Origin of the sequence: Streptomyces sp. ISL-98, assembly GCF_018614055.1 — a bacterium.
Lineage (GTDB): Bacteria > Actinomycetota > Actinomycetes > Streptomycetales > Streptomycetaceae > Streptomyces > Streptomyces spiramyceticus.
Genome location: NZ_JAGGPB010000059.1, coordinates 12,163 through 29,379, shown reverse-complemented (window position 1 = coordinate 29,379; position 17,217 = coordinate 12,163). Strand labels below are relative to the sequence as shown.

24 protein-coding genes are annotated in these 17,217 nt (G+C 68.7%); 9 read left to right on the top strand and 15 right to left on the bottom strand.

Translation table 11 applies throughout. The annotated features are described in order from the left end of the window. Window positions 1–279 precede the first annotated feature (279 nt). A complete protein-coding gene (locus J7I98_RS33075) occupies window positions 280–528 on the top strand; it encodes a DinB family protein (protein WP_214928751.1) in 249 nt (82 codons plus the stop codon). Window positions 529–557: 29 nt separating this feature from the next. Here J7I98_RS33075 and J7I98_RS33070 read toward each other — a convergent pair whose 3' ends face one another. The 4 genes from J7I98_RS33070 to J7I98_RS33055 all read right to left on the bottom strand — a co-directional run bounded on the left by J7I98_RS33070 (window position 558) and on the right by J7I98_RS33055 (window position 2,294). Further along, the gene (locus J7I98_RS33070; protein WP_214928750.1) at window positions 558–1,031 is read right to left on the bottom strand and encodes a GNAT family N-acetyltransferase; all 474 of its coding nucleotides are present in this window, start codon (window positions 1,029–1,031) and stop codon (window positions 558–560) included. Window positions 1,032–1,042: 11 nt separating this feature from the next. Further along, window positions 1,043–1,366, bottom strand: a complete 324-nt coding sequence (locus J7I98_RS33065) for a helix-turn-helix transcriptional regulator (RefSeq protein ID WP_214928749.1) — start codon at window positions 1,364–1,366, stop codon at window positions 1,043–1,045. Between the two features lie 179 nt (window positions 1,367–1,545). Next, on the bottom strand, window positions 1,546–1,734 hold the full coding sequence (locus J7I98_RS33060) for an NAD(P)-binding domain-containing protein (RefSeq protein WP_214928748.1): 189 nt from the start codon (window positions 1,732–1,734) through the stop codon (window positions 1,546–1,548). 425 nt (window positions 1,735–2,159) lie between these two features. After that, entirely contained in the window at window positions 2,160–2,294 is a 135-nt protein-coding gene (locus tag J7I98_RS33055; RefSeq protein WP_251021560.1) for a hypothetical protein, read from the bottom strand. A 69-nt stretch (window positions 2,295–2,363) separates the two neighbouring features. Between J7I98_RS33055 and J7I98_RS33050 the strand changes: the two genes are divergently transcribed. Together J7I98_RS33050 and J7I98_RS33045 are read left to right on the top strand one after the other, a co-directional pair. After that, window positions 2,364–2,738 carry a hypothetical protein gene (locus J7I98_RS33050; RefSeq protein WP_214928746.1) on the top strand — a complete coding sequence of 125 codons (375 nt, stop codon included), beginning with the start codon at window positions 2,364–2,366 and terminating at the stop codon, window positions 2,736–2,738. Further along, complete coding sequence (locus J7I98_RS33045) at window positions 2,735–4,954, top strand: NACHT domain-containing protein (RefSeq protein ID WP_214928745.1); 2,220 nt, start codon at window positions 2,735–2,737, stop codon at window positions 4,952–4,954. Before J7I98_RS33050 ends, J7I98_RS33045 begins: the two co-directional genes overlap by 4 nt. On the opposite strand, the gene J7I98_RS41620 is transcribed toward J7I98_RS33045, so the two are convergent. Next, complete coding sequence (locus J7I98_RS41620) at window positions 4,909–5,166, bottom strand: hypothetical protein (protein ID WP_251021568.1); 258 nt, start codon at window positions 5,164–5,166, stop codon at window positions 4,909–4,911. The two genes, J7I98_RS33045 and J7I98_RS41620, sit on opposite strands and share 46 nt — an antisense overlap. On the opposite strand from J7I98_RS41620, the gene J7I98_RS33040 reads away from it, so the two are divergent. Further along, window positions 5,104–5,991 (top strand): peptide deformylase, encoded by an 888-nt coding sequence (locus J7I98_RS33040; protein ID WP_308378026.1) that lies wholly within the window; start codon window positions 5,104–5,106, stop codon window positions 5,989–5,991. The two genes, J7I98_RS41620 and J7I98_RS33040, sit on opposite strands and share 63 nt — an antisense overlap. An 88-nt stretch (window positions 5,992–6,079) precedes the next feature. Here J7I98_RS33040 and J7I98_RS33035 read toward each other — a convergent pair whose 3' ends face one another. The 4 genes from J7I98_RS33035 to J7I98_RS33020 all read right to left on the bottom strand — a co-directional run bounded on the left by J7I98_RS33035 (window position 6,080) and on the right by J7I98_RS33020 (window position 9,021). Then, complete coding sequence (locus J7I98_RS33035) at window positions 6,080–6,982, bottom strand: cytochrome c biogenesis protein CcdA (RefSeq protein WP_214928744.1); 903 nt, start codon at window positions 6,980–6,982, stop codon at window positions 6,080–6,082. Window positions 6,983–6,988: 6 nt separating this feature from the next. Beyond that, window positions 6,989–7,570 carry a redoxin domain-containing protein gene (locus tag J7I98_RS33030; protein ID WP_214928743.1) on the bottom strand — a complete coding sequence of 194 codons (582 nt, stop codon included), beginning with the start codon at window positions 7,568–7,570 and terminating at the stop codon, window positions 6,989–6,991. Between the two features lie 87 nt (window positions 7,571–7,657). Then, the gene (locus tag J7I98_RS33025) at window positions 7,658–8,359 is read right to left on the bottom strand and encodes a Crp/Fnr family transcriptional regulator (protein ID WP_251021559.1); all 702 of its coding nucleotides are present in this window, start codon (window positions 8,357–8,359) and stop codon (window positions 7,658–7,660) included. Between the two features lie 176 nt (window positions 8,360–8,535). Continuing rightward, a complete protein-coding gene (locus J7I98_RS33020; protein WP_214928755.1) occupies window positions 8,536–9,021 on the bottom strand; it encodes a hypothetical protein in 486 nt (161 codons plus the stop codon). A gap of 274 nt (window positions 9,022–9,295) precedes the next feature. On the opposite strand from J7I98_RS33020, the gene J7I98_RS33015 reads away from it, so the two are divergent. Continuing rightward, window positions 9,296–9,688 carry a carboxymuconolactone decarboxylase family protein gene (locus J7I98_RS33015; RefSeq protein WP_214928741.1) on the top strand — a complete coding sequence of 131 codons (393 nt, stop codon included), beginning with the start codon at window positions 9,296–9,298 and terminating at the stop codon, window positions 9,686–9,688. Between the two features lie 4 nt (window positions 9,689–9,692). Next, complete coding sequence (locus tag J7I98_RS33010; RefSeq protein WP_214928740.1) at window positions 9,693–9,905, top strand: hypothetical protein; 213 nt, start codon at window positions 9,693–9,695, stop codon at window positions 9,903–9,905. Window positions 9,906–9,961: 56 nt separating this feature from the next. On the opposite strand, the gene J7I98_RS33005 is transcribed toward J7I98_RS33010, so the two are convergent. The 4 genes from J7I98_RS33005 to J7I98_RS32990 all read right to left on the bottom strand — a co-directional run bounded on the left by J7I98_RS33005 (window position 9,962) and on the right by J7I98_RS32990 (window position 13,330). Continuing rightward, window positions 9,962–10,792, bottom strand: a complete 831-nt coding sequence (locus tag J7I98_RS33005) for a class I SAM-dependent methyltransferase (RefSeq protein ID WP_251021558.1) — start codon at window positions 10,790–10,792, stop codon at window positions 9,962–9,964. 5 nt (window positions 10,793–10,797) lie between these two features. After that, entirely contained in the window at window positions 10,798–12,369 is a 1,572-nt protein-coding gene (locus J7I98_RS33000) for a radical SAM protein (protein WP_214928739.1), read from the bottom strand. Between the two features lie 122 nt (window positions 12,370–12,491). Continuing rightward, window positions 12,492–12,827: a hypothetical protein gene (locus J7I98_RS32995; protein WP_214928738.1), complete on the bottom strand. Its 336-nt coding sequence runs from the start codon at window positions 12,825–12,827 to the stop codon at window positions 12,492–12,494. Continuing rightward, entirely contained in the window at window positions 12,827–13,330 is a 504-nt protein-coding gene (locus tag J7I98_RS32990) for a MauE/DoxX family redox-associated membrane protein (RefSeq protein WP_214928737.1), read from the bottom strand. The genes J7I98_RS32995 and J7I98_RS32990 overlap by 1 nt, the downstream gene beginning before the upstream one ends. Before the next feature lie 146 nt (window positions 13,331–13,476). On the opposite strand from J7I98_RS32990, the gene J7I98_RS32985 reads away from it, so the two are divergent. Beyond that, the gene (locus tag J7I98_RS32985) at window positions 13,477–14,502 is read left to right on the top strand and encodes a DUF3179 domain-containing protein (protein WP_308378025.1); all 1,026 of its coding nucleotides are present in this window, start codon (window positions 13,477–13,479) and stop codon (window positions 14,500–14,502) included. After that, a complete protein-coding gene (locus J7I98_RS32980; protein ID WP_251021557.1) occupies window positions 14,499–15,191 on the top strand; it encodes a hypothetical protein in 693 nt (230 codons plus the stop codon). The genes J7I98_RS32985 and J7I98_RS32980 overlap by 4 nt, the downstream gene beginning before the upstream one ends. Before the next feature lie 21 nt (window positions 15,192–15,212). Here J7I98_RS32980 and J7I98_RS32975 read toward each other — a convergent pair whose 3' ends face one another. Continuing rightward, window positions 15,213–15,506, bottom strand: coding sequence for a DUF1707 domain-containing protein (locus tag J7I98_RS32975; protein WP_214928736.1), 294 nt, complete (start codon window positions 15,504–15,506; stop codon window positions 15,213–15,215). Window positions 15,507–15,641: 135 nt separating this feature from the next. On the opposite strand from J7I98_RS32975, the gene J7I98_RS32970 reads away from it, so the two are divergent. Beyond that, the gene (locus J7I98_RS32970; RefSeq protein WP_308378024.1) at window positions 15,642–16,307 is read left to right on the top strand and encodes a CDP-alcohol phosphatidyltransferase family protein; all 666 of its coding nucleotides are present in this window, start codon (window positions 15,642–15,644) and stop codon (window positions 16,305–16,307) included. Window positions 16,308–16,426: 119 nt separating this feature from the next. On the opposite strand, the gene J7I98_RS32965 is transcribed toward J7I98_RS32970, so the two are convergent. Continuing rightward, window positions 16,427–16,849: a MerR family transcriptional regulator gene (locus J7I98_RS32965; RefSeq protein ID WP_214928734.1), complete on the bottom strand. Its 423-nt coding sequence runs from the start codon at window positions 16,847–16,849 to the stop codon at window positions 16,427–16,429. Window positions 16,850–17,217 lie beyond the last annotated feature (368 nt).

The window sequence follows — 17,217 nt, the reverse complement described above, 5'->3', positions numbered from 1 at the left end:
CAACCTTCGCTGCGAGAGATCATCAACCGAGCCGACAAACGAGAAACGGACCCCTGCGAGCGACTTTCGTCACTCACCGAGGCCCGTTTCGTCGGGTTCTCCCCTGCTCCTACGGGTGACGCGCCAAGCGTTGTGCTGTTGCTGGGCACCAACATGAACGCGGCCCCTGGCAACGGTCACCGTGCTGTCCGCCCAGTGGCACACGGTCGTGCTGGATGTGCCGGGCCAGCCAGGGCTGAGCGGCGACTGGAGGCCGCGTCGCAGACGCATGACCTGTACATGGGTCCGCGCGGGGCGGTGAAGATCTATGGGCCACGCCGCATGGGCGCCGCATTCGACCGCGTCATCGGCTCACTGCACCGCAGATTGGGAGCGGCGTCAGAAGCAGATCTCGCCCGGGGAATGCACTACCCCGTCCGGTGGGACCCGTTCTTCCAGGACTTCATGACCCTCGCGGACGTCTACCGTTACCCAACTCAGCACTTCGACTTCCACTATGGCCAGCTGACCCTGGACGGCGGCAGCTAACAGCAGCGGTGCGGGAAGTGCGTGCTTGCTCAGCTGATCTGTGAGCTGCGGCGTTCCAGCAGGACCACGTCGCGCCAGACGTCATGATGTCGGCCGATGCGCTCGCGGGTGCCGATGACGCGGAAGCCGGCCCGCTGATGAACGGCGAGGCTGGCAGTGTTCTCGGGAAAGATCCCAGACTGGATTGTCCAGATGCCTGCAGAGTCAGCGGAGTCAACCAGCGCGGCAAGGAGCTGCTTGGCGACGCCTTGGCCGCGTGCGCCGGGGTGGACATAAACTGAGTGCTCGATCACACCCGCGTACGCGCACCGATCGGAAACCCTGGTGGCCGCCACCCAGCCGAGGACCTTACCCGAGTCGTCGAGCGCCACGAAGCGGTGCTCGCCGAGTCGGGCGGCGTTGAAGTCCACCCATCCGGGAGCCGTTGTCTCGAAGGTCGCGTTTCCTTCGTCGATGCCGGCCTGGTAGATCGCCAGGACTTGCTCGGCATGAAGCTCGGTCATGGGGACGATGTTCACCGCTGGCCTCCGAGGATCGCGGCCACTGCCGCGGGGAAGCACTCCAGGCAGGCGGCATTGACCCCGTACCTGGTGGAGGTGCCGTGCCGTTCGGGCAAGACGAAGCGAACCTCGGTCAGGATCTTGAGGTGGTGGGAGACGGTCGACTGGCCAATGGGCAGCCGACCGGTGATCTCCCCCACGGCCATCGGGCGTCGTTCGCGGGCCAGCAGGCTCAGAAGCTGGACGCGTGTGGGGTCGGCGAGTGCCTTGAACCAGCTGGCGTAGAGCACGGCGTCGTCATCCGCCAGAAGCTGCGGGCTGCCCAGAGTCTCGTTCATCGATAAACGACGATAATCGATGAACTGTGGGAGGGGAAGCGTGCGTCGTTTCTTCGAACCGCTCGCCTGCCCTGTGATCACCGGGGCTGGCGGCGCAGCTGGTTGAGGACGTATGCGGCGTCTCGGCCCACGCCGCGCAGGGTTTTGGAAGAGAAGCTGCGCTGGAACTCCATGCCGACTTAACCGAGCCCGGACACCGTCGTGGAGACGCCGCCGCGGTGCACGGGGCGCCCCTGGCTGTCGAGGGCGTCGCCGGCAGCCAGATAGTCGAGCTCGGTGCGGTATCCGGTCGCGAGTATCACGGCGTCGACCTTCTCCCGCTCGCCGTCGCACCAGATGACGATGTCGGCGTCCAGATGATCGAACATCTTGCGTCGGTCGACTCCGCCGGCTTCCAGGGCGGCGCGGTATGTGCCGTCGTCGAGGACGGAGACCGGAACCTTCTTAAGCCATCGGGTGAGCGGGGCGACGTCGAGGCGGGTGCGCTTGAGCCACCAGTGCCGATGTGCGGCGGTATCGCGCCGAGGGGGCCTGCCCCCAGCGGCACGTTCTCCCCGCAGGCGAGCAGCCCGGAGATGGCTCTTCCAGGGACTGGCGGACCACGTCGGCGAAATCGACGTACAGGGCGACCACGACCGGGTCCTCGGGGCACGCCGCGACGAGTTCCTGGGACGGCTGGATGTACGGCCAGGTCGCGCCGGCGGCCAGCGAAGTGAGGCCGGTCAGCCGGTACGCGTCCTCAATGCCGAGTCTGACAGCAGGATGCAGGTAGCCGGGCCAGGGACGGGAAGCTTCACAGTGTGGCGTACTTGTGCCGGCGGACGACCCCGGCAGACACGTTGCGCTCGAGCACCGTGGCCTGTGCGCTGGTCAGGTCGCACAGCACCGGCCGTCCGGCCACGAGGCGGCAGGCTTGGCATTGCCCCATTGGTTTACAGCTTTCCCCGGTCAACGTGAAGCTCCGACAGGGGAGTTGATGGCCTGGCATCATGCGGTCATGCCTGATGCCGAACTGCTCGCCATCGCCACCGGTGCCGCAGCAACGATTCTCGCCGACGCCGTTCGCCTGGGATGGGGCCGCGCCCGGGCGACGGTTGACCGTCTGTTTCGGCAAGGTACCCAGGAGGAGCGCGATGCGGCACTGGGCGCACTGTCGCGGGGCGTCGCCGACGACGGCCTCCGCATCGCCTTGGCATCACTCCTCGCTGCCCACGCGGAACGCCGTCCCGACGTCCTGGCAGAGCTGCGTTCTCTGGCAGCTTCCCCGTCCGCTGCCCCCGCCGTGCAGGTGCAGCGCAATGAGGGATCGGGAACGTTCATCGCCGGTGATGTGATCGGGGGGCTCACCATCAACCACGACAGCTCCCGGTGATTGACGGAGAAGGCCGGGAAGCGGGTGACCAGCACAACCACGGCTCAGGCACCTTCGTCGGCCGCGTGGTGGGCGACGTCACCGTCAACTACGGGACGTCGGCGTCCCGGCCGGCCCAGCAGGACGCTTCGGCCCCCTGTACGTCGACGGAGAGCCGGCGGTTGGCGGAAGCGGCCGACCAGCTTGCTCAGGCGGTCGGGGCGCAGTGGCGGCGGGAGGAGGAACGGCAGCGGGTGCATGACCCCTTCCCGCTGCCGGTGCGGTGGCACCTCGCACCCGAGGCCCTGATGGATCATTGGGCCAATATCCGCCGTGGCCCAGCCGGGGTGACCTTCGGTCCGTTGGCCCTGACCGGCCAGCTGGACCGGGTCGTCGACGTCTACCAGCGGATACCGTCAGGACGGCTGATGGTCCTGGGCCGGGTCGGCTCCGGCAAAACGGTCTTGACCCTGCGGTTCGTCCTCGACCTGCTCGACGCCCGCACCAGCACCGACCTCGTACCGGTGATCTTCGGCCTCGGGTCGTGGAACCCGACCACCACCTCATTGCGGGACTGGCTGACCGACCAACTCCTGCGCGACCACCCCGGTCTCGCCGCGCCCGGCCCGACCGGATCCAGTCTGGCCGCCGCCTTGGTCGAGGCCGGCCGCATCCTGCCCGTGCTTGACGGGTTCGATGAGATCGCCGACGGGCTGCATCGTGCCGCACTGGAAGCGCTGAACGCCACCAGGATGCCGCTGCTGCTGACCAGCCGCCCCGACGAGTACGCCACCGCCGTCGCGGCCGCCGACGTCCTGACCGCCGCGGCAGGCATCGAACTCGACGACCTCACCCTGACCGACCTGGCCGACTATCTGCCTCGCACCACCCGCAAAACCGCCACCGGCAGCGGCAGCGGCACCACCACGGTGTGGGACCCGGTCCTGGCCCGCTTGTGCGAACATCCGAGCAGCCCGGCAGAGGCCAACCTCACTGCAGTGCTGTCTACCCCGTTGATGGTCGTCCTTGCCCGCACCGTCTACAGCGATACCCCGGACCGCGATCCCGCCGAGCTGCTCGACACCCATCAGTTCGGCACCGCTCAGGACCTGGAAGATCATCTCTTGGGCGCGTTCGTTCCCGCCGTCTACCAGCACCCGCCCCTCGACCGGCGCTTCAGCCACCGCGGCTACCGGAGCTGGGACCCCGACCGCGTTCAACACTGGCTCGGCTACCTCGCCTGGCACCTGAACCGGCTTGGCACCAAAGACCTCGCCTGGTGGCAACTGGGCAACACCCTCAGCCGCACGACACGCATGCTCGTGGGCGGGCTCGTGATCGGACTCGCCGCCGCGCTGGCGAACGGGCTGACGAACGGGCTCCTGATCGGATTCGTCGTCCTACGCACATACCTGGGCTGGGACGGGTCGGTCGGGCTCGCGTTTCCGTTCACGGATGGCCTGCGTGCCTGGCTCGTGTACGGGCTCGTGAGCGGACTCGCAGGAGGGCTGGTGGCCGGAATCGCATTGGGGCTCCGGTTCGGGCTCCGGTCCGAAGGAGGCGAGCCCTCGCGCATACAGCTGCACATCCGCGGCCGGGCAAGACAAGTCCTGGAGCAGCTCACGGACGGGGTGATCTTCGGATTTGCAGCTTGGCTCGTCATCGGGCTCGCGAGCGGACTCGCGGGCGTGCTGGCGCGCCAGATCATAGGCTGGCGCACATTCGGGCTTGTGGACGTGATCCAAGCCATCCTCTGGATCGGTCCCCGGTTCGGCCTCGTGGTCGGGCTGGTGTTCGGGCTGGCGTTCGCGCTCCAAACCCCCGCCGACATCAGAATCGCGGTCAGCCCGTCCGAGCTGTTGACGGCCAACCGCAAGAACGCGGTCTTCCAGTCCTTCGTGGGCTGGCTGGCGTTCGGGCTTGCACTCGGGTTCCTGAGCGGGCTCGCCAACGCGCTCGTGGGCGGGTTCGTGTGGGGGTTCGTGGTCAGGCTCAGCATGGATGCCTGGGGCCGATGGTTGATCCTTTCACGCATCTGGCTGCCGATGACCGGACGGTTGCCCCGGGCGCTGATCGCATTCCTGGACGACGCCCATCAGCGGGGGATGCTGCGCCAGGTCGGCTCGGTTTACCAGTTCCGCCATGCCCGACTTCAAAACCACTTCGCCCACCTCTACGAGACACGCGGCGATCAACAGTCCACCACCCCCTGGAAGCGCTCGGCTCTGCGCTCATAAATCAAAGGGGAGTTCAGGTGATCGAAAGGCGGCTCAGCCAGCAGATGCGCGAGCTTAGAGTCGTCCAGCATGGCACCCCCGTCCTGACCGAAACGGCCCGCCCCTTCGGCCTGCCCGCCGAGTAGGAGGCCGCCGAACAGGCCGAGGAGATGCTGTTCGCTTCGATGGAGCGCATCGCCCCGCGTCCACACCTTCGCCAAAGGCATGGTCATGCCGCCCCGCAGATCGGCATCGGCCGGGTGGCGGCCGTCGTCCAGCCCCCCGAGAAAGGCGCCGACGCGCCATCGTGCTGCTCCCCCCCCATCACCACCGCCTCCGACGAGAGTGACGAGCGGTACGAGGGGTGCCTGTCGTCCTTCGATATCCGCGGCCTCGTTCCCCGTCCCCTGCGGATCAGCGTCGAGACCACCACGCTCTACGGCACCATCGTGACCACTGTCTACGTACCTGTTTCCGAACTGGCTCTGGGTAACCCGGCAACGTTGCTGAGGCACGGGCCGGTACGCGGTGTGGCTCGATGTCGCCGAAGTCTGCTGGCCAACGGGGACACCGGTTTAGCGAGGACCACAGGGCGCTGTACGTTACGGCGGCAACGTACAGACAAGCGAGTGCACGAGGAGTACGGAGTGTCAGAGGCGCCAGGCACAGGCCCAGTTCGCCCTCCAACGACTGGGCCATCTGCGCCTGGCCCATCGGTGTCGGGGGGGGCCACCCAGGGATCCGGTGCCACCGTCACGTCATGGAGGTCGAGTTCGGTGAGGAGCCGTTCCGCCCGCGCGCATCGCCGGCTCCTGGTACGACGCACCGGGCGAGCTGACCGTGACCAAGGCGGCCCCGCCAACCTGCTCCGGCCAGTCCAGTCCCACCTGCTGCTGCGGCAGGACAATGACCAAGGTTGCGTAGCACTGGCGAACCGGGGCCCGGTCGACGAAGTCGGCGGGCCCCCTTGTGCTGCGAAGCGTCGAGGGCGTGGTGGAGCGGGCTGCCCGTCCTGGTCAACATCCTCATCGGCGTCGTCAGCAACTCCCTCGACGTAGCCAGCGCACTCGAAATCTGGCACGCCGGGTACCGGAGCAGCCCGTCACGCCTCCGGTTCCTCATCGGGTGGGACGAAGTTCCCGTGGTTCAGAGAGTTCGCTGGGTGCCATCTGGTGAAGTGCCGCTGTTGGTTCGTGGCGTGTCCTGGGCCCGGCGGTGAAGGTGGTGGCGGAGTGCCAGCGCCGTCAGCAGCAGTGCTGCGAACACGACGGTGATGGTGGGGATGCCGACGGTCTCGAGGGTTTCGGAGATCCACCGCTGTACGGTGCCTGCGCCGTCGATGACGGGGTCGGTGGACAGCGGGTCACGCAGGACGCGGATTTCGTACCAGCCGTAGTACGCCACATACGCACCGACCAGGAACAGCAGGCCGCCGCCGAGGCGGGAGGCGGTGGCACCGAGGCGGCGCAGACGGCCCACCCGAGCGGTGCTGGTCAGCGCCACAGACAGCGCGGCGGCGCCCACGATCACTCCCATCCCGGCCGCGTACGCAGTGAACAGCGCGACACCTTCGAGCGTCGATCCACTGCGGAACGCGGAGACCACGATCGCGAGGAAAGGAGCGATGGTGCAGCCTAGCGAGGCGATCGCGTAGGCGGCGCCAAACAGTGCCATCGACTGCACGGAGCGGGTCACGGCGGGGGCACGGCGGAGCTTGGGGAGCAGGGTGGGCAGGTCGCGGCCGGCCAGCAGCCAGCCGCCGACGAGGGCGAGCAGCAGGCCGAAGGCGATGGTGAACCATGGCAGGTGCTGCTGCACCTGGCCGGCGACGGGTGCGACGGCGAGTCCGAAGACGGCGAACAAGGCCGCGAATCCGGCGGTCATGGCAGCTGTCGCGGCCAGCGCGCGGCCGACCGCGCCCGTGCGGGTGGGCGAGTCGTCGCCCAGGACGAGCAGGGAGAGGTAGGCGGGCAGCAGGGCGAAGCCGCACGGGTTCACCGCGGCGAGCATGCCCGCGGTCAGGGCGAGGGCGAGCGGAACGTCGGACACGGCGCGTCAGCCGACGAGCTTGCTGACCTTGTCGGCCAGCCCCTTGCCCGCGGGCAGGTTGCCGGTGAAGACGGTCTTGCCGTCCTTGTCGAGCACGACGTACGTGCTCTGCTCTGTGATCTCGAACTTCTTCCAGATGTCACCGCCTTCGTCGGACAGGTTCGGGAAGGCGCCGACCTTGGCCGAGGCGACGAAGTCCTTCATGGCCGCCGGCTTGTCCAGCCCGGCCACCCCGACGACATTGGCCCTCCCCTCGAACTGCGCTGCGACCTTCGCCGTCTCCGGCCCTTGGGCCTTGCACTTGGGGCACCAGGGGGCCCAGAACCACAGCACCGTGGGCTTGCCGACCAGCGTCGCGCCGTCAAACGGCTTGCCCTCAATGGTCATTCCGGTGAAGCGCAGTGCCTCGGGCACCGTCCCGGAAGAATCGCTGCCGGCTGAGGTGGGGGTGGCGGCGGGGGCCGTGTTCGCGCCAGAGCTGTCCGTGCCCGCATCACTGCCGGATGCGTCACCGCCGTCGGAGCCACAGCCTGCAAGGGCGAGCATTCCGGCGGTCAGGACGGCCGGGAGGAACGAGCGGACACGCATGAGGGCTCCTGATGTTCGGGATCGGCTCTGAATGTAGATCGGCCGGTCCCGTGGGCGGGACGGCTGAGTGCTTACGGTTCGGTGACGTCAGCCCGCGTGGTCCTTCAGGCGCTCCGGGTCGAGGACGGCGATGCGCCCTCTGGCGAGGCGGATCAGCCCCTGTCCGGCGAACTCGCGCAGGACCTTGGTGGTGGTTTCGCGGGAGGTGCCTGCCAGGGCTGCGATCTGCTGGTGTGTCAGGGCGATCTGCGGGCTGCGGGCCCCGAGCACGCGCGGTCGGTTCTCGGCGGCGAGGGTCAGCAGGGTGGTGGCGATGCGCTGGGGTACGGATTTGAAGACGGTGTCGGACAGGCGTTGTTCGAGGTCGGCCAGGCGGCGGCCGAGGATTTCGGTGATCCGGGCGGAGATCCGCGCATCAGAGAGCAGGAAACGACGGACATCGGCGCGGCTCATGACGCAGACGGTGACCTCGTCGAGGGCTTCGGCGAAGTTGTCGTACATCCGCTGCCCGAGCAGCGCCATCTCCCCAAAGATGGTGCCCGGGCTGATGATCGCGCAGGTCAGGGCCCGGCCGTCGGCGGAGACACGGAAGATGCGGACCCGGCCGCGCTTGAGGATGAACAGCACCTCGGACGGCTGGGCCGGGGAATGCAGAAGCTCTCCCGCGGAGTAGGTCTTCATCGGCGCTGCGGCGGCGATGGCGTCCATCTCCGCCTCGCTGAGGTCGCGGAAGATGTCGACCTCGGAGATGCACCACGTCTTCTCCACGTCGTCACCGGCGTCGGTCATGTGGTGTGTCTCCTCGCGTCGTCCCGGTGCCCACGGCGGGGGCGCCGCGCCCCACGCCGGGCTGGCCATCGCACCGGCGCTGTCGGCCAGACAGTAGCCGTCCGGGGTGCTGCGAAGCTGTGCAGCACCCCGGGGCGGTGTGCCGGGGCCGGGTGTTGACGCCGGCGGTACGCGGGTCATCCTCCGGCCCGGCCCGTCCGCTTGGCCGCCATCTGGGCGATGCAGGAGAAGGTCAGGCCGGCGAGCAGCCCGAAGACCAGGTGGCCGCCGAGGCTGGAGCTGGTGACGTCGTTCCATTCGAAGACCGGCATGCCCATGTTGGCGGGCATGATCCACAGCGCGCCGACGAACCACCACACGGCGCCGTAGGCCAGCCCGAGCACGACCGCGGGTGCCATCTTCTGGGCGAACTGCCCCAGGACCGCGCCGAAGGTGATGCCGGCGAAGACCGCGATGCCCAGGTGGATCAGCCACCCGGCGAAGGCGTTGGTCGATCCGAGCAGACCGGCGACCATGGTGATCATCGCGGTGTCCATCATCGGCCGGGACACCGACATCCAGATGCCGAACCCGATCCCGCCGACCACACCGGCCACAGCGCCGTAGGCCGCGTAGACCGGGATGGCAGCGGTTCTCGGGGATACCTGCACGGTGGCTGTCATGATCTCCAAGTCCTCTCCTGCGCGGGATGCTTGCTTCAGCTCCGACGCTAGGACCGGTGACGGATGCAAGTATGTGACCGCCCTTACCTACGTGCCAGTAACTCCAAGCCGCGGCCAGATGCCCGGCGGACGTGGCTGCCGGGCGTCGGGACGAGGGGCTCGCCATCTGTGGGGGCGATGCGGGAAGAGGCAGGCACGGCAGCGGTCGCAGGGCCCGCTGGCGAGCTCTAGCGTGGAAGGAGGGTCCGTTCGCTGGCTGAGAGGAGTGGTCGCCATGGCAGGCCGAAGCCGAAGCGAGGTCGAGTCGGAGATCAAGGAGACGCTGGGTCTCGTTCCGCATTTCTTCTCCCGGATCCCCGATGACCTGCTGGACTACGAGTGGGAGATCTTCAAGAAGATCGAGCTCGGTGAGACGCTCATCCCGAACAAGTACAAGGAACTGATCGGGATCGCGTTGCATTCGGAGACGAAGTGTCGCTACTGCACGCTCTTCCACACGGAGGCCGCGAAGCTGTTCGGGGCCACCGACGAGGAGATCCAGGAAGCCGTCCACTACGCGAAGAACAGCCTCGGCTGGAGCGCATACCTCAACGGTATCCGTGAGGACTACGACGACTTCGCGCAGGAACTCGGGCAGATCAAGGACTACTTGGCATCGAAGGGCTGAGATCATGCACCTCGAGTGGGCCCGGCCGGGTGTCCTGAGTGCGACTGCTCACGCGTTCGAGTTCGCCGCGCTGGTGGCCGCCGCACGATTCGTGGCCGAGTCCGCTCCGCCCGAAATCCCCACGGAGGCGTTGGAACAGCTCCGGCAGATTCTCCACGACTACGACACACAGGCGCTGCGTCTGCGCGAAGCGGCATCCCCTGCGGACGGCGCCTGAGCGCAGGCGCATCCGATGCAACAAGCGCCGTTGCACGGGATGCACGCGTCCTCCAGTCAGGCGTTCGGCAGGCCCTTCTCCGCGATCAGCAGGGCGTAGCCGAGGACGCCGTCCGCCACGGCGGCGCGGGCAGCGGCGAGGACGGCTGGGGCCGCCTCCAGGTCCACGCCGGCGTCGGTGAGCTTGGCCGCAGCGGTCATGCGCAGCAGGTTCAGCCTCGCCTCGATCTGGTCGATCATGCGGGTCATGGCCGCGTCGTGGCGTTCGGTGCGGATGGTGCGCAGTCCGGCGGCGGCCAGGATCTCAACGTATTGGGCCAGCGGGCGGGCGTCGGCGATGCAGGCGATCCGCGCGGCCAGACCGGTCAGCTCCGGCGGGAGGCGGTCGGGGGTGGCGGTGACGTCGGTGATGCCGACCCGTCCACCGGGACGCAGGACACGGGAGAACTCGACTGCGGCCTGGGCCTTGTCGGGGAAGGTGCACAGGGCGCACTCGCACACCACCGCGTCGAACACGCCGCCCGGGTAGGGCAGGCGCTCGGCATCCCCGGTGGTGAACACCGCCCGCTCTCCGAGTCCCGCGGCCGCGGCGGCTCCTTGGGCCAGGGCGGTGTTGGCCGGTGAGTAGTCCACCCCGTCCACCCGTACGCCGTAGACGTCGGCGAGGAGAAGGGCGGTGGTGCCGCGGCCCGAGGCCACATCGAGAACGCGGCAGCCCTCCGCCAGACGGAGCCCGTCGGAAAGGCGGCGGGTCAGGGCGGTGCCGCCCGGGTGGTAGGCGTCGCCCAGCAGCAGAGCGACCACATCCAAGGAGTACGCGGCGGCGCAGCAGGCTTTGAGTTCATCGCCGGTCGCGACGGGCGGGCGGGCGTTCTGGTCGGTCATCATGCGCCCTACTCGGCGGTCGGCTGGGGCTTTGTGCTGCGGGCGGTCTTGGAGCCGTAGGGGGTGTCGGTGAGGACGGGCGCGAGGGGCAGCGCGTTGGGCACCACGTCGGCGACGGGAACGCCGGACATCTGCGCGCGGACCTGTTCGCGGTAGCCGACGGAGTTGTAGGCGCAGAAGGGGATGAGGCGTCCGTCAGGGGTGATCTCCTCGACGCAGCACTTCATCAGCTGCTTGACGTTGAGGGTGTAGGGGTCCTGGAAGTCCTGTACGACGATCATGAATGCCTTGTCGTTGAGGTCCTTCACCGCATGCGGGAGGTCGATGCCGCAGGAGTCCGCGCAATCGAGTCCTTCGGCGGTGGCCCGTAGCTTCTCCTGGGTCGTTTCCGTGCCCATGAAGGCGGAGGCAGACCACAGCTTCTCCAGCGCCTCGCGGATTCCGGTGTCGGGCATGACGCGGTTGGTGACGTAGTCGAGGTAGTGCTCGATCTGGAGCAGCCGGGGAATGGGCACGACGGTCCGGCTGCCCGGCTCGCCGTCCACCAGCAGATAGGTGATGGAGCGGCAGGTCGGGAAGCAGCAGGGGACGGGGAAGAAGTCGCCCTTCTTGAACCACTGCGGCCGCTGTTCATTGATGAGCTTGATGACATCGGGGTTGGTGAGCCGGTTCAGCGGGTCGAACTCCACATGCCGACCGGAGTGGGTGACGGGCTGGAAAGCCACCGACCGTACGGCCGGGTGGTCGATGCCGAACTCGACGATGTCTCCGAGCTCGTGCTCGTTCAGCCCCCGCTCGACAGCCGCGACCAAAGTGACGCTCAGCCCAGCAGACGCGCAGTTGTCCAGTGCCCGCTGCTTGAACGTACGCAGGTCACGGCCCCGGATCTCCCGGTGGGTGCGCTCGTCGAAGCCGTCGAACTGCAGGTAGATGTTCACCGACCTGCCGGGCAGCTGGTTGCGTTTGCCCAGCTCGGCGACGAAGCGTTGGTCGGTGGCGAGACGGATGCCGTTGGTATTGAGGGTGACGTTCTTGATCGGCCGGTTCAGCGCGAGGTCGATGAAGTCCAGGATGTGCTTGTGGATGGTGGGCTCGCCGCCGGAGAACATCACCACCTCCGCCTCGCCCTCGGAGGCCACGAAGACGTCGAGCATCCGTGCGCACTGCTCGTGGGTGATGGAGTAGCCGTCGCTGTGGTGGCCGGAGTCGGCGAAGCAGATCGGGCAGTCCAGGTTGCAGCTGGTGTTGACCTCGATGATCCCCAGGCAGGCGTGCTGCTTGTGCTCGGGACACAGCCCGCAGTCGGACGGGCAGCCGTCCTTCACCTCGGTCTGGAAGGTGATGGGGATGGTGCCGGGCTTGTTGAACCGGGCCGAGGAGACGTACTCCTCGGCGTCCCCGTATACCAGCGCCTCGAACTCACCGTGCTCCTTGCAGCGTTTGCGCAGATAGACCTTGCCCTGGCGGATGTTGACCTGGGCGTCGACGGGCGTCTTGCACATCGGGCAGATCGACTTGGTGAACTCCACGAACACCTCGTCGCGGTCCACCTTGCGCCGCGGCGCGGGGGCTTGGGTCATCTCGGCTCCTCCACTCGAAAGGAACCCGGGCCGTGAACCCGGGCCGGCGGTCACCGCGCTGCAACACGGCGGTATGGGCAGACGCTGGCAGAGCAGCCGTCCACCGGGCGTCATCAGCGTCATCAACGGGGTGGGACGTCCTCGACGGTCGAGCTGTGCAGCCGCCGCTGATCCGCGGCGCTGGACGGCCGAGTGACGTACGGCCGGCAGCCCTCCTGCCCTGAACCACGGCTGCGGTGGGCCGGACATCGCAGGGCATGGACGACAGCGACGACAGCGATAAGCACCGTCAGGGCACCGACGATGATCAGAAAGGGACTGCCTCGCGCGCCGCCGACGGCAACGGCCACGACGCCGGCCACGAGCAGCGGGCCCCCGCAGGACAGCACCAGCAGCAGTCCGGCACCAACGGCGGACGGCATGCCGCGCAGGCCGGAGCGTTCACCGGATGCGGGCATCAGGATCGGCCTCCTCTATCCGGGGCGGGGATTGTATGGGCGCAGCGGTCTCGTCCTGCTCGGTGCCCCTGCTCGGGACGGCCCGCTGGGCAGGCGCGGCACGAGCCTTGCGGGCCCCGGCGCAGCAGCAGCCCCGCGTAGAGCAGCATCAAGGCGTCCTGGGCGAGGACGAACCAGCTCAGCCGCTGGGACAGGTAGATACCGAAGCAGCCGCAGTTGGTGACGGTGAGCCCGCGTGCGTACGCCTGCACGGCGAGGAACGACCACATCACCGAGACGGCCGTGAACACCCACACCGGAGCGACCGTCTTCGAGCGCGGGCGGGCCAGGAACCAGACCCCGCACACCAGCTCGCCCGCGATCAGTGCCACGGCCAGCGCGGTCGCGGCGGCGCCGTCGACGAGCCCGTAGGCGGTCAGAATCCCGGGCATGTGCCCGAAGGAGGCGAGCTGGCCGAACGCCATCGCCGTGTACACCGCACCCAGCACGATCCGCAGCACCATGCCCTGAACGTAAGCGGAGCTGGAAGCCGAGAACTGTAAGCGCGCTCACCGAACCGGCAGCTCGTGCGCGAGAACATGAGCAGCACGGGAGTCGTCTTCGACGAGTGCGTATCACGCGGATCCTGTGTGGTCAGGGGTGATGCCCGGTGGATGCTCAGCAGAAGCCCAAGCCGGATCGTCGGCAGGTGATCAAGGGCGCCGGGGTGATCGGGGGGCTTGCCGCTCTGCTCTTGGGCGGAGGCGTCCTGGGCTGGCAGGCCATCTCCGACCGCCCGTCCGAGACGGTGCCGGCCGTGCAGCCGGGCCAGGATCCGTCGCTGGAGACGTTGGCTGGTGCGGCGGTCTCCGGCGGACCGGGCAAGGACGGGATCCCCTCCGTCGACCGGCCCCGGTTCGTTGCGGCGCGCGAGGCGGGCTTCCTCGCGGACGACGAGCCGGTGTTCGGTCTGGAGTACCGCGGTGAGGTACGGGCCTATCCGCAGCAGGTGCTCGTGTGGCACGAGATCGTCAACGACACCGTGGGCGGCGAGCCGCTGGCGGTCACCTACTGCCCACTCACCGGCACGGTGATCGGCTTCGCCGCCCCGCCCGGCACACCGGAGCTGACGTTCGGCACCACCGGCAAGCTCGTCAACTCCAACCTGCTGATGTACGACCGGCAGACCGGCTCTGAATGGCCCCAGCTGCTCGGCCAAGCGGTCAGCGGCCCCCTCAAGGGCACACGGCTGGACACCGTCCCCCTGGTGTGGACCACCTGGAAGGAGTGGCGGGCCGCGCATCCGGACACCCAGGTGTTGTCCACCGACACCGGTGCCCTGCGCAGTTACGGCAGCGATCCCTACGGCTCCTACCCAGGCCGCAGTGGCTACTACGTCAAGGGCCGCCCGTTCTTCCCGGTACTGGCCACCAGTGACCGCTTCCCCGACAAGGACGTCGTGATCGGCGTACGGGTCGGCGAGCAGCGCCTCGCGATCCACAAGACTCTCGTCCGCAAGGCCGGGACCGTGCAGGCCCAGGTCGCGGGCACTCAAGTCGTCGCGCGCTGGGACGACCGGCTCGACACGGCTCGTGTCCTCCAGCGCGTCGCCGAGAAGTGGGAGCCCGCCGACTTCCTCGACTCCATGTGGTTCGCCTGGTACGCCTTCTACCCCAACACCCAGGTCCGGCAATGAGCAGGCTCGTGACCGCGCTCGCCAGGGCCGGCGACGCCTGGGACGCCACCCTCGCCGCCACCGCGGCCACTCCTCGTGGCGTGCGCGCCGCTCTCGCCGTGCGCCGTCACCGGCGGGTCGCACTGGCGGCTACGGCGCTGGTGCTGGTCGGGTACCTGTTCTCCATCGGCGATCTCGCGGTGTCGGCCTCCGGCCGGTTCACCGGCGTGCCCGTCTTCCAGTCCGCCCCTGGGCAGCTCTTCCATGCGCGGGGGCCGTATCTGTTCGAGCCGGTGCTCGCGCTCCATCCGACCGCGCATGTGGCGGTGTTCGTCAGTCCGGTCAACCTGCTGCTCGGCGCGGTCGTCGCCGCGCTCGTCGGCTGCAATATCGCGGTCGCCGGGCTCGCGGCACGGCAGGCAGCGTCCTGCCGACGCACCAGATACGCCCGGCTCCTCGGCGTCCTCCCGGCGTTCCTGCTCGGCTTCGCCTGCTGCGTACCGACCTTCCTGCTCGTCCTCGGCGCCGGCACCGCCGCGGCCCTCCTGCCGGTGCTGATCCCGCTGCGCCCGGTGTTCTATCCGCTCACGCTGGTGCTGCTGATCGGCACGCTGGTGTGGGGTACGTCCCGGCTGAGCACCACTCCACACACCGTCCAGGCCGGGGAATCACCCATCCCCGAGCAGGGCAGTGATCGTCCGGAGCGATAGGTGCCGGGGACACTCCGGGGATCAATCGCGTGCGCGTGGTGGGGGCAGCCAGCAGAACACCGCACACCGCAGCGCCCGGACCAGCCGATCGCCTACGCGCTCGCGCAGCGACGCGGGGCCGACACCGGAGGGCTCGGCCGCGTCCGCGGGCAGATCGTCCAGCAGTGGGCTCAGCTCGTCCTGCGAGCGAGCCCGCATGGCCCGCCCGGCGCGGTCCTCGAATTCCGGCTCGTCCAATCGGCCCTCGGCGTAGGCCGTCTTGAGGCGTTCGAGGGCTTGTTCCCGTTCGGCGTGTCCAATGCACAGTGACGACATGGCGGGCCTCCTGCTTCCAGGATATTGCGCTGCGGAACGGCACCGCTCTTACGCGAGCGCGCTCACGTTCCGGCCCCGGGGCGACCGCCTACCGTGAGCGCAACGCATCCCGCGCCCGAAGAAAGGCCGGCCGTCGTGCCCGTATCCGACCCCACCGACAGCCGCGCCGCGACCAACGCCCTGCTGGGGGCGCTGAAACAGGACCGCTGGAGACCTCACGCCGTCGCCCGATTCCTGTGGCAGGCCGCGGACCGGTCGGTACGGCAGGCGGCCCACCATCCCCGCGCGCTCACCCACACCACCGCCCTGCACGGCCTGCTGCTCGCTCTCACCCGAGACCGGGGAGACAAGGCATGGGTGGCGACCAGCTGGACTCTGGGTGCCCTCCATCTGGGCCTGCTGGAGCACCGCGACGGTCTCTCGCCGGCCGATGCGCTCACCCTGCTGCGGGGCAACCTCCCCGCCACGATCGTGGGGTCGAGTCGTGTCTCGGGGGTGCTGGCGATCGCCTCGGACCTGGCGGATGGCCGCCTGGCCCGCCGCCAGGCCACCGTGTCCCCGTTCGGCGATTACGCCGACTCTTTCGCCGATGCCGCGTTCTGGACCTGGCTCGTCCTGCGGCACGAACCCAGCCGTGCGGTACGGGCGGCGGCGATTGCCGCGTGGGCGCTGCCGGTCGTCACGGTCACCGCCCTCGCTGTCAGCCGCGGCACGATGCCGGAGCGGCCCCGCCCTGCGCTGCTGCGCCCGGCTGCCGCGATGCAGGGGGTTGTCGCTGTGCGGCATCTGTTGCGCCGCTGACGTGCGGGCAAGCGCGGGAGCGGTAGCTGGGGGGATGCTGTCAGCCGAGGATGTCGAGGGCGGCGAGACAGACGGTCCTCCCGCGCCCTGCGTCCCGCCCCGGAAACCGGTGCAGTCGGTCAGGACCGTACGGCGGAGGGGGTCGGGGTGTCCTGTCGCAGGCGGGCGCGGAGGGTGGCGGCGAAGTCCTCGGCACGGGAGAGCTGGACGCGGAGCTTGTCGACCTGTTCCGCGGCGGCCTGCTCGTACTCGCGTACGCGGTCCAGCAGGACGTCGCGTTCGCTGGTGTCGAGGTCACTGTCGGTGTCGAGGCGGTCGGTGGCGTCGAGCAGGTCGCGCATCTGGTCGAGGGTGAAGCCGAGCGGCTTCATCCGGCGGATGACCATGAGCCGCTGCACGTCACTTTCGGTGTAGAGGCGGAATCCGCCCTGCGAGCGAGCGGAGGGGACGACGAGCCCGGTCTCCTCGTAGTGCCGGATGGTGCGCAGGGACAGTTCGGTCCGCGCGGCAACCTCGCCGATCTGCATGTGCTTGTCGTCCACGCCCGTGATCCTCTGGCCTTCTTGTTCCTCGTGGGCCGCAGCCCCTATGGCCTCAGCGACCTCTACTCTAACGTTAAGGTAGAGTTGTGGTGGCGAGGGCGGCGTGCCGCTGCCCCGCTATAGCCGTGTCGGGGCCGATGGTGCCCCCGGCGAAGTTCCGATTCTTGCAGGAGAGAGCGTGCGCGAGCCCACGATGCCCAGTGCCGCCGCCTGCCTGCCGTGACGCTTCGCCCCTGACGAGAGCGGCAGCCGCCCATTTTTCCCGGCCCCGCTCCGTCCCTCATGACTTCCGGCCCGACCTTGCGGGCCGTCCGCGGGGTGCCGCCCGGCCCTTCCGCGTCCTCCCGCACGCCCCGGCCTGCCGGCGT

Excerpts from the sequence above, each read along its gene's own strand:
- J7I98_RS33075 (WP_214928751.1), top strand. The coding sequence starts at position 280 with ATGGGTCCGCGCGGGGCGGTGAAGATCTATGGGCCACGCCGCATGGGC.
- J7I98_RS33070 (WP_214928750.1), bottom strand. The coding sequence starts at position 1,031 with ATGACCGAGCTTCATGCCGAGCAAGTCCTGGCGATCTACCAGGCCGGC.
- J7I98_RS33065 (WP_214928749.1), bottom strand. The coding sequence starts at position 1,366 with ATGAACGAGACTCTGGGCAGCCCGCAGCTTCTGGCGGATGACGACGCC.
- J7I98_RS33060 (WP_214928748.1), bottom strand. The coding sequence starts at position 1,734 with ATGTTCGATCATCTGGACGCCGACATCGTCATCTGGTGCGACGGCGAG.
- J7I98_RS33055 (WP_251021560.1), bottom strand. The coding sequence starts at position 2,294 with ATGGGGCAATGCCAAGCCTGCCGCCTCGTGGCCGGACGGCCGGTGCTG.
- J7I98_RS33050 (WP_214928746.1), top strand. The coding sequence starts at position 2,364 with ATGCCTGATGCCGAACTGCTCGCCATCGCCACCGGTGCCGCAGCAACG.
- J7I98_RS33040 (WP_308378026.1), top strand. The coding sequence starts at position 5,104 with ATGCTGTTCGCTTCGATGGAGCGCATCGCCCCGCGTCCACACCTTCGC.
- J7I98_RS41620 (WP_251021568.1), bottom strand. The coding sequence starts at position 5,166 with ATGACCATGCCTTTGGCGAAGGTGTGGACGCGGGGCGATGCGCTCCAT.
- J7I98_RS33030 (WP_214928743.1), bottom strand. The coding sequence starts at position 7,570 with ATGCGTGTCCGCTCGTTCCTCCCGGCCGTCCTGACCGCCGGAATGCTC.
- J7I98_RS33025 (WP_251021559.1), bottom strand. The coding sequence starts at position 8,359 with ATGACCGACGCCGGTGACGACGTGGAGAAGACGTGGTGCATCTCCGAG.
- J7I98_RS33020 (WP_214928755.1), bottom strand. The coding sequence starts at position 9,021 with ATGACAGCCACCGTGCAGGTATCCCCGAGAACCGCTGCCATCCCGGTC.
- J7I98_RS33015 (WP_214928741.1), top strand. The coding sequence starts at position 9,296 with ATGGCAGGCCGAAGCCGAAGCGAGGTCGAGTCGGAGATCAAGGAGACG.
- J7I98_RS33010 (WP_214928740.1), top strand. The coding sequence starts at position 9,693 with ATGCACCTCGAGTGGGCCCGGCCGGGTGTCCTGAGTGCGACTGCTCAC.
- J7I98_RS33005 (WP_251021558.1), bottom strand. The coding sequence starts at position 10,792 with ATGATGACCGACCAGAACGCCCGCCCGCCCGTCGCGACCGGCGATGAA.
- J7I98_RS33000 (WP_214928739.1), bottom strand. The coding sequence starts at position 12,369 with ATGACCCAAGCCCCCGCGCCGCGGCGCAAGGTGGACCGCGACGAGGTG.
- J7I98_RS32995 (WP_214928738.1), bottom strand. The coding sequence starts at position 12,827 with ATGCCCGCATCCGGTGAACGCTCCGGCCTGCGCGGCATGCCGTCCGCC.
- J7I98_RS32990 (WP_214928737.1), bottom strand. The coding sequence starts at position 13,330 with ATGGTGCTGCGGATCGTGCTGGGTGCGGTGTACACGGCGATGGCGTTC.
- J7I98_RS32980 (WP_251021557.1), top strand. The coding sequence starts at position 14,499 with ATGAGCAGGCTCGTGACCGCGCTCGCCAGGGCCGGCGACGCCTGGGAC.
- J7I98_RS32975 (WP_214928736.1), bottom strand. The coding sequence starts at position 15,506 with ATGTCGTCACTGTGCATTGGACACGCCGAACGGGAACAAGCCCTCGAA.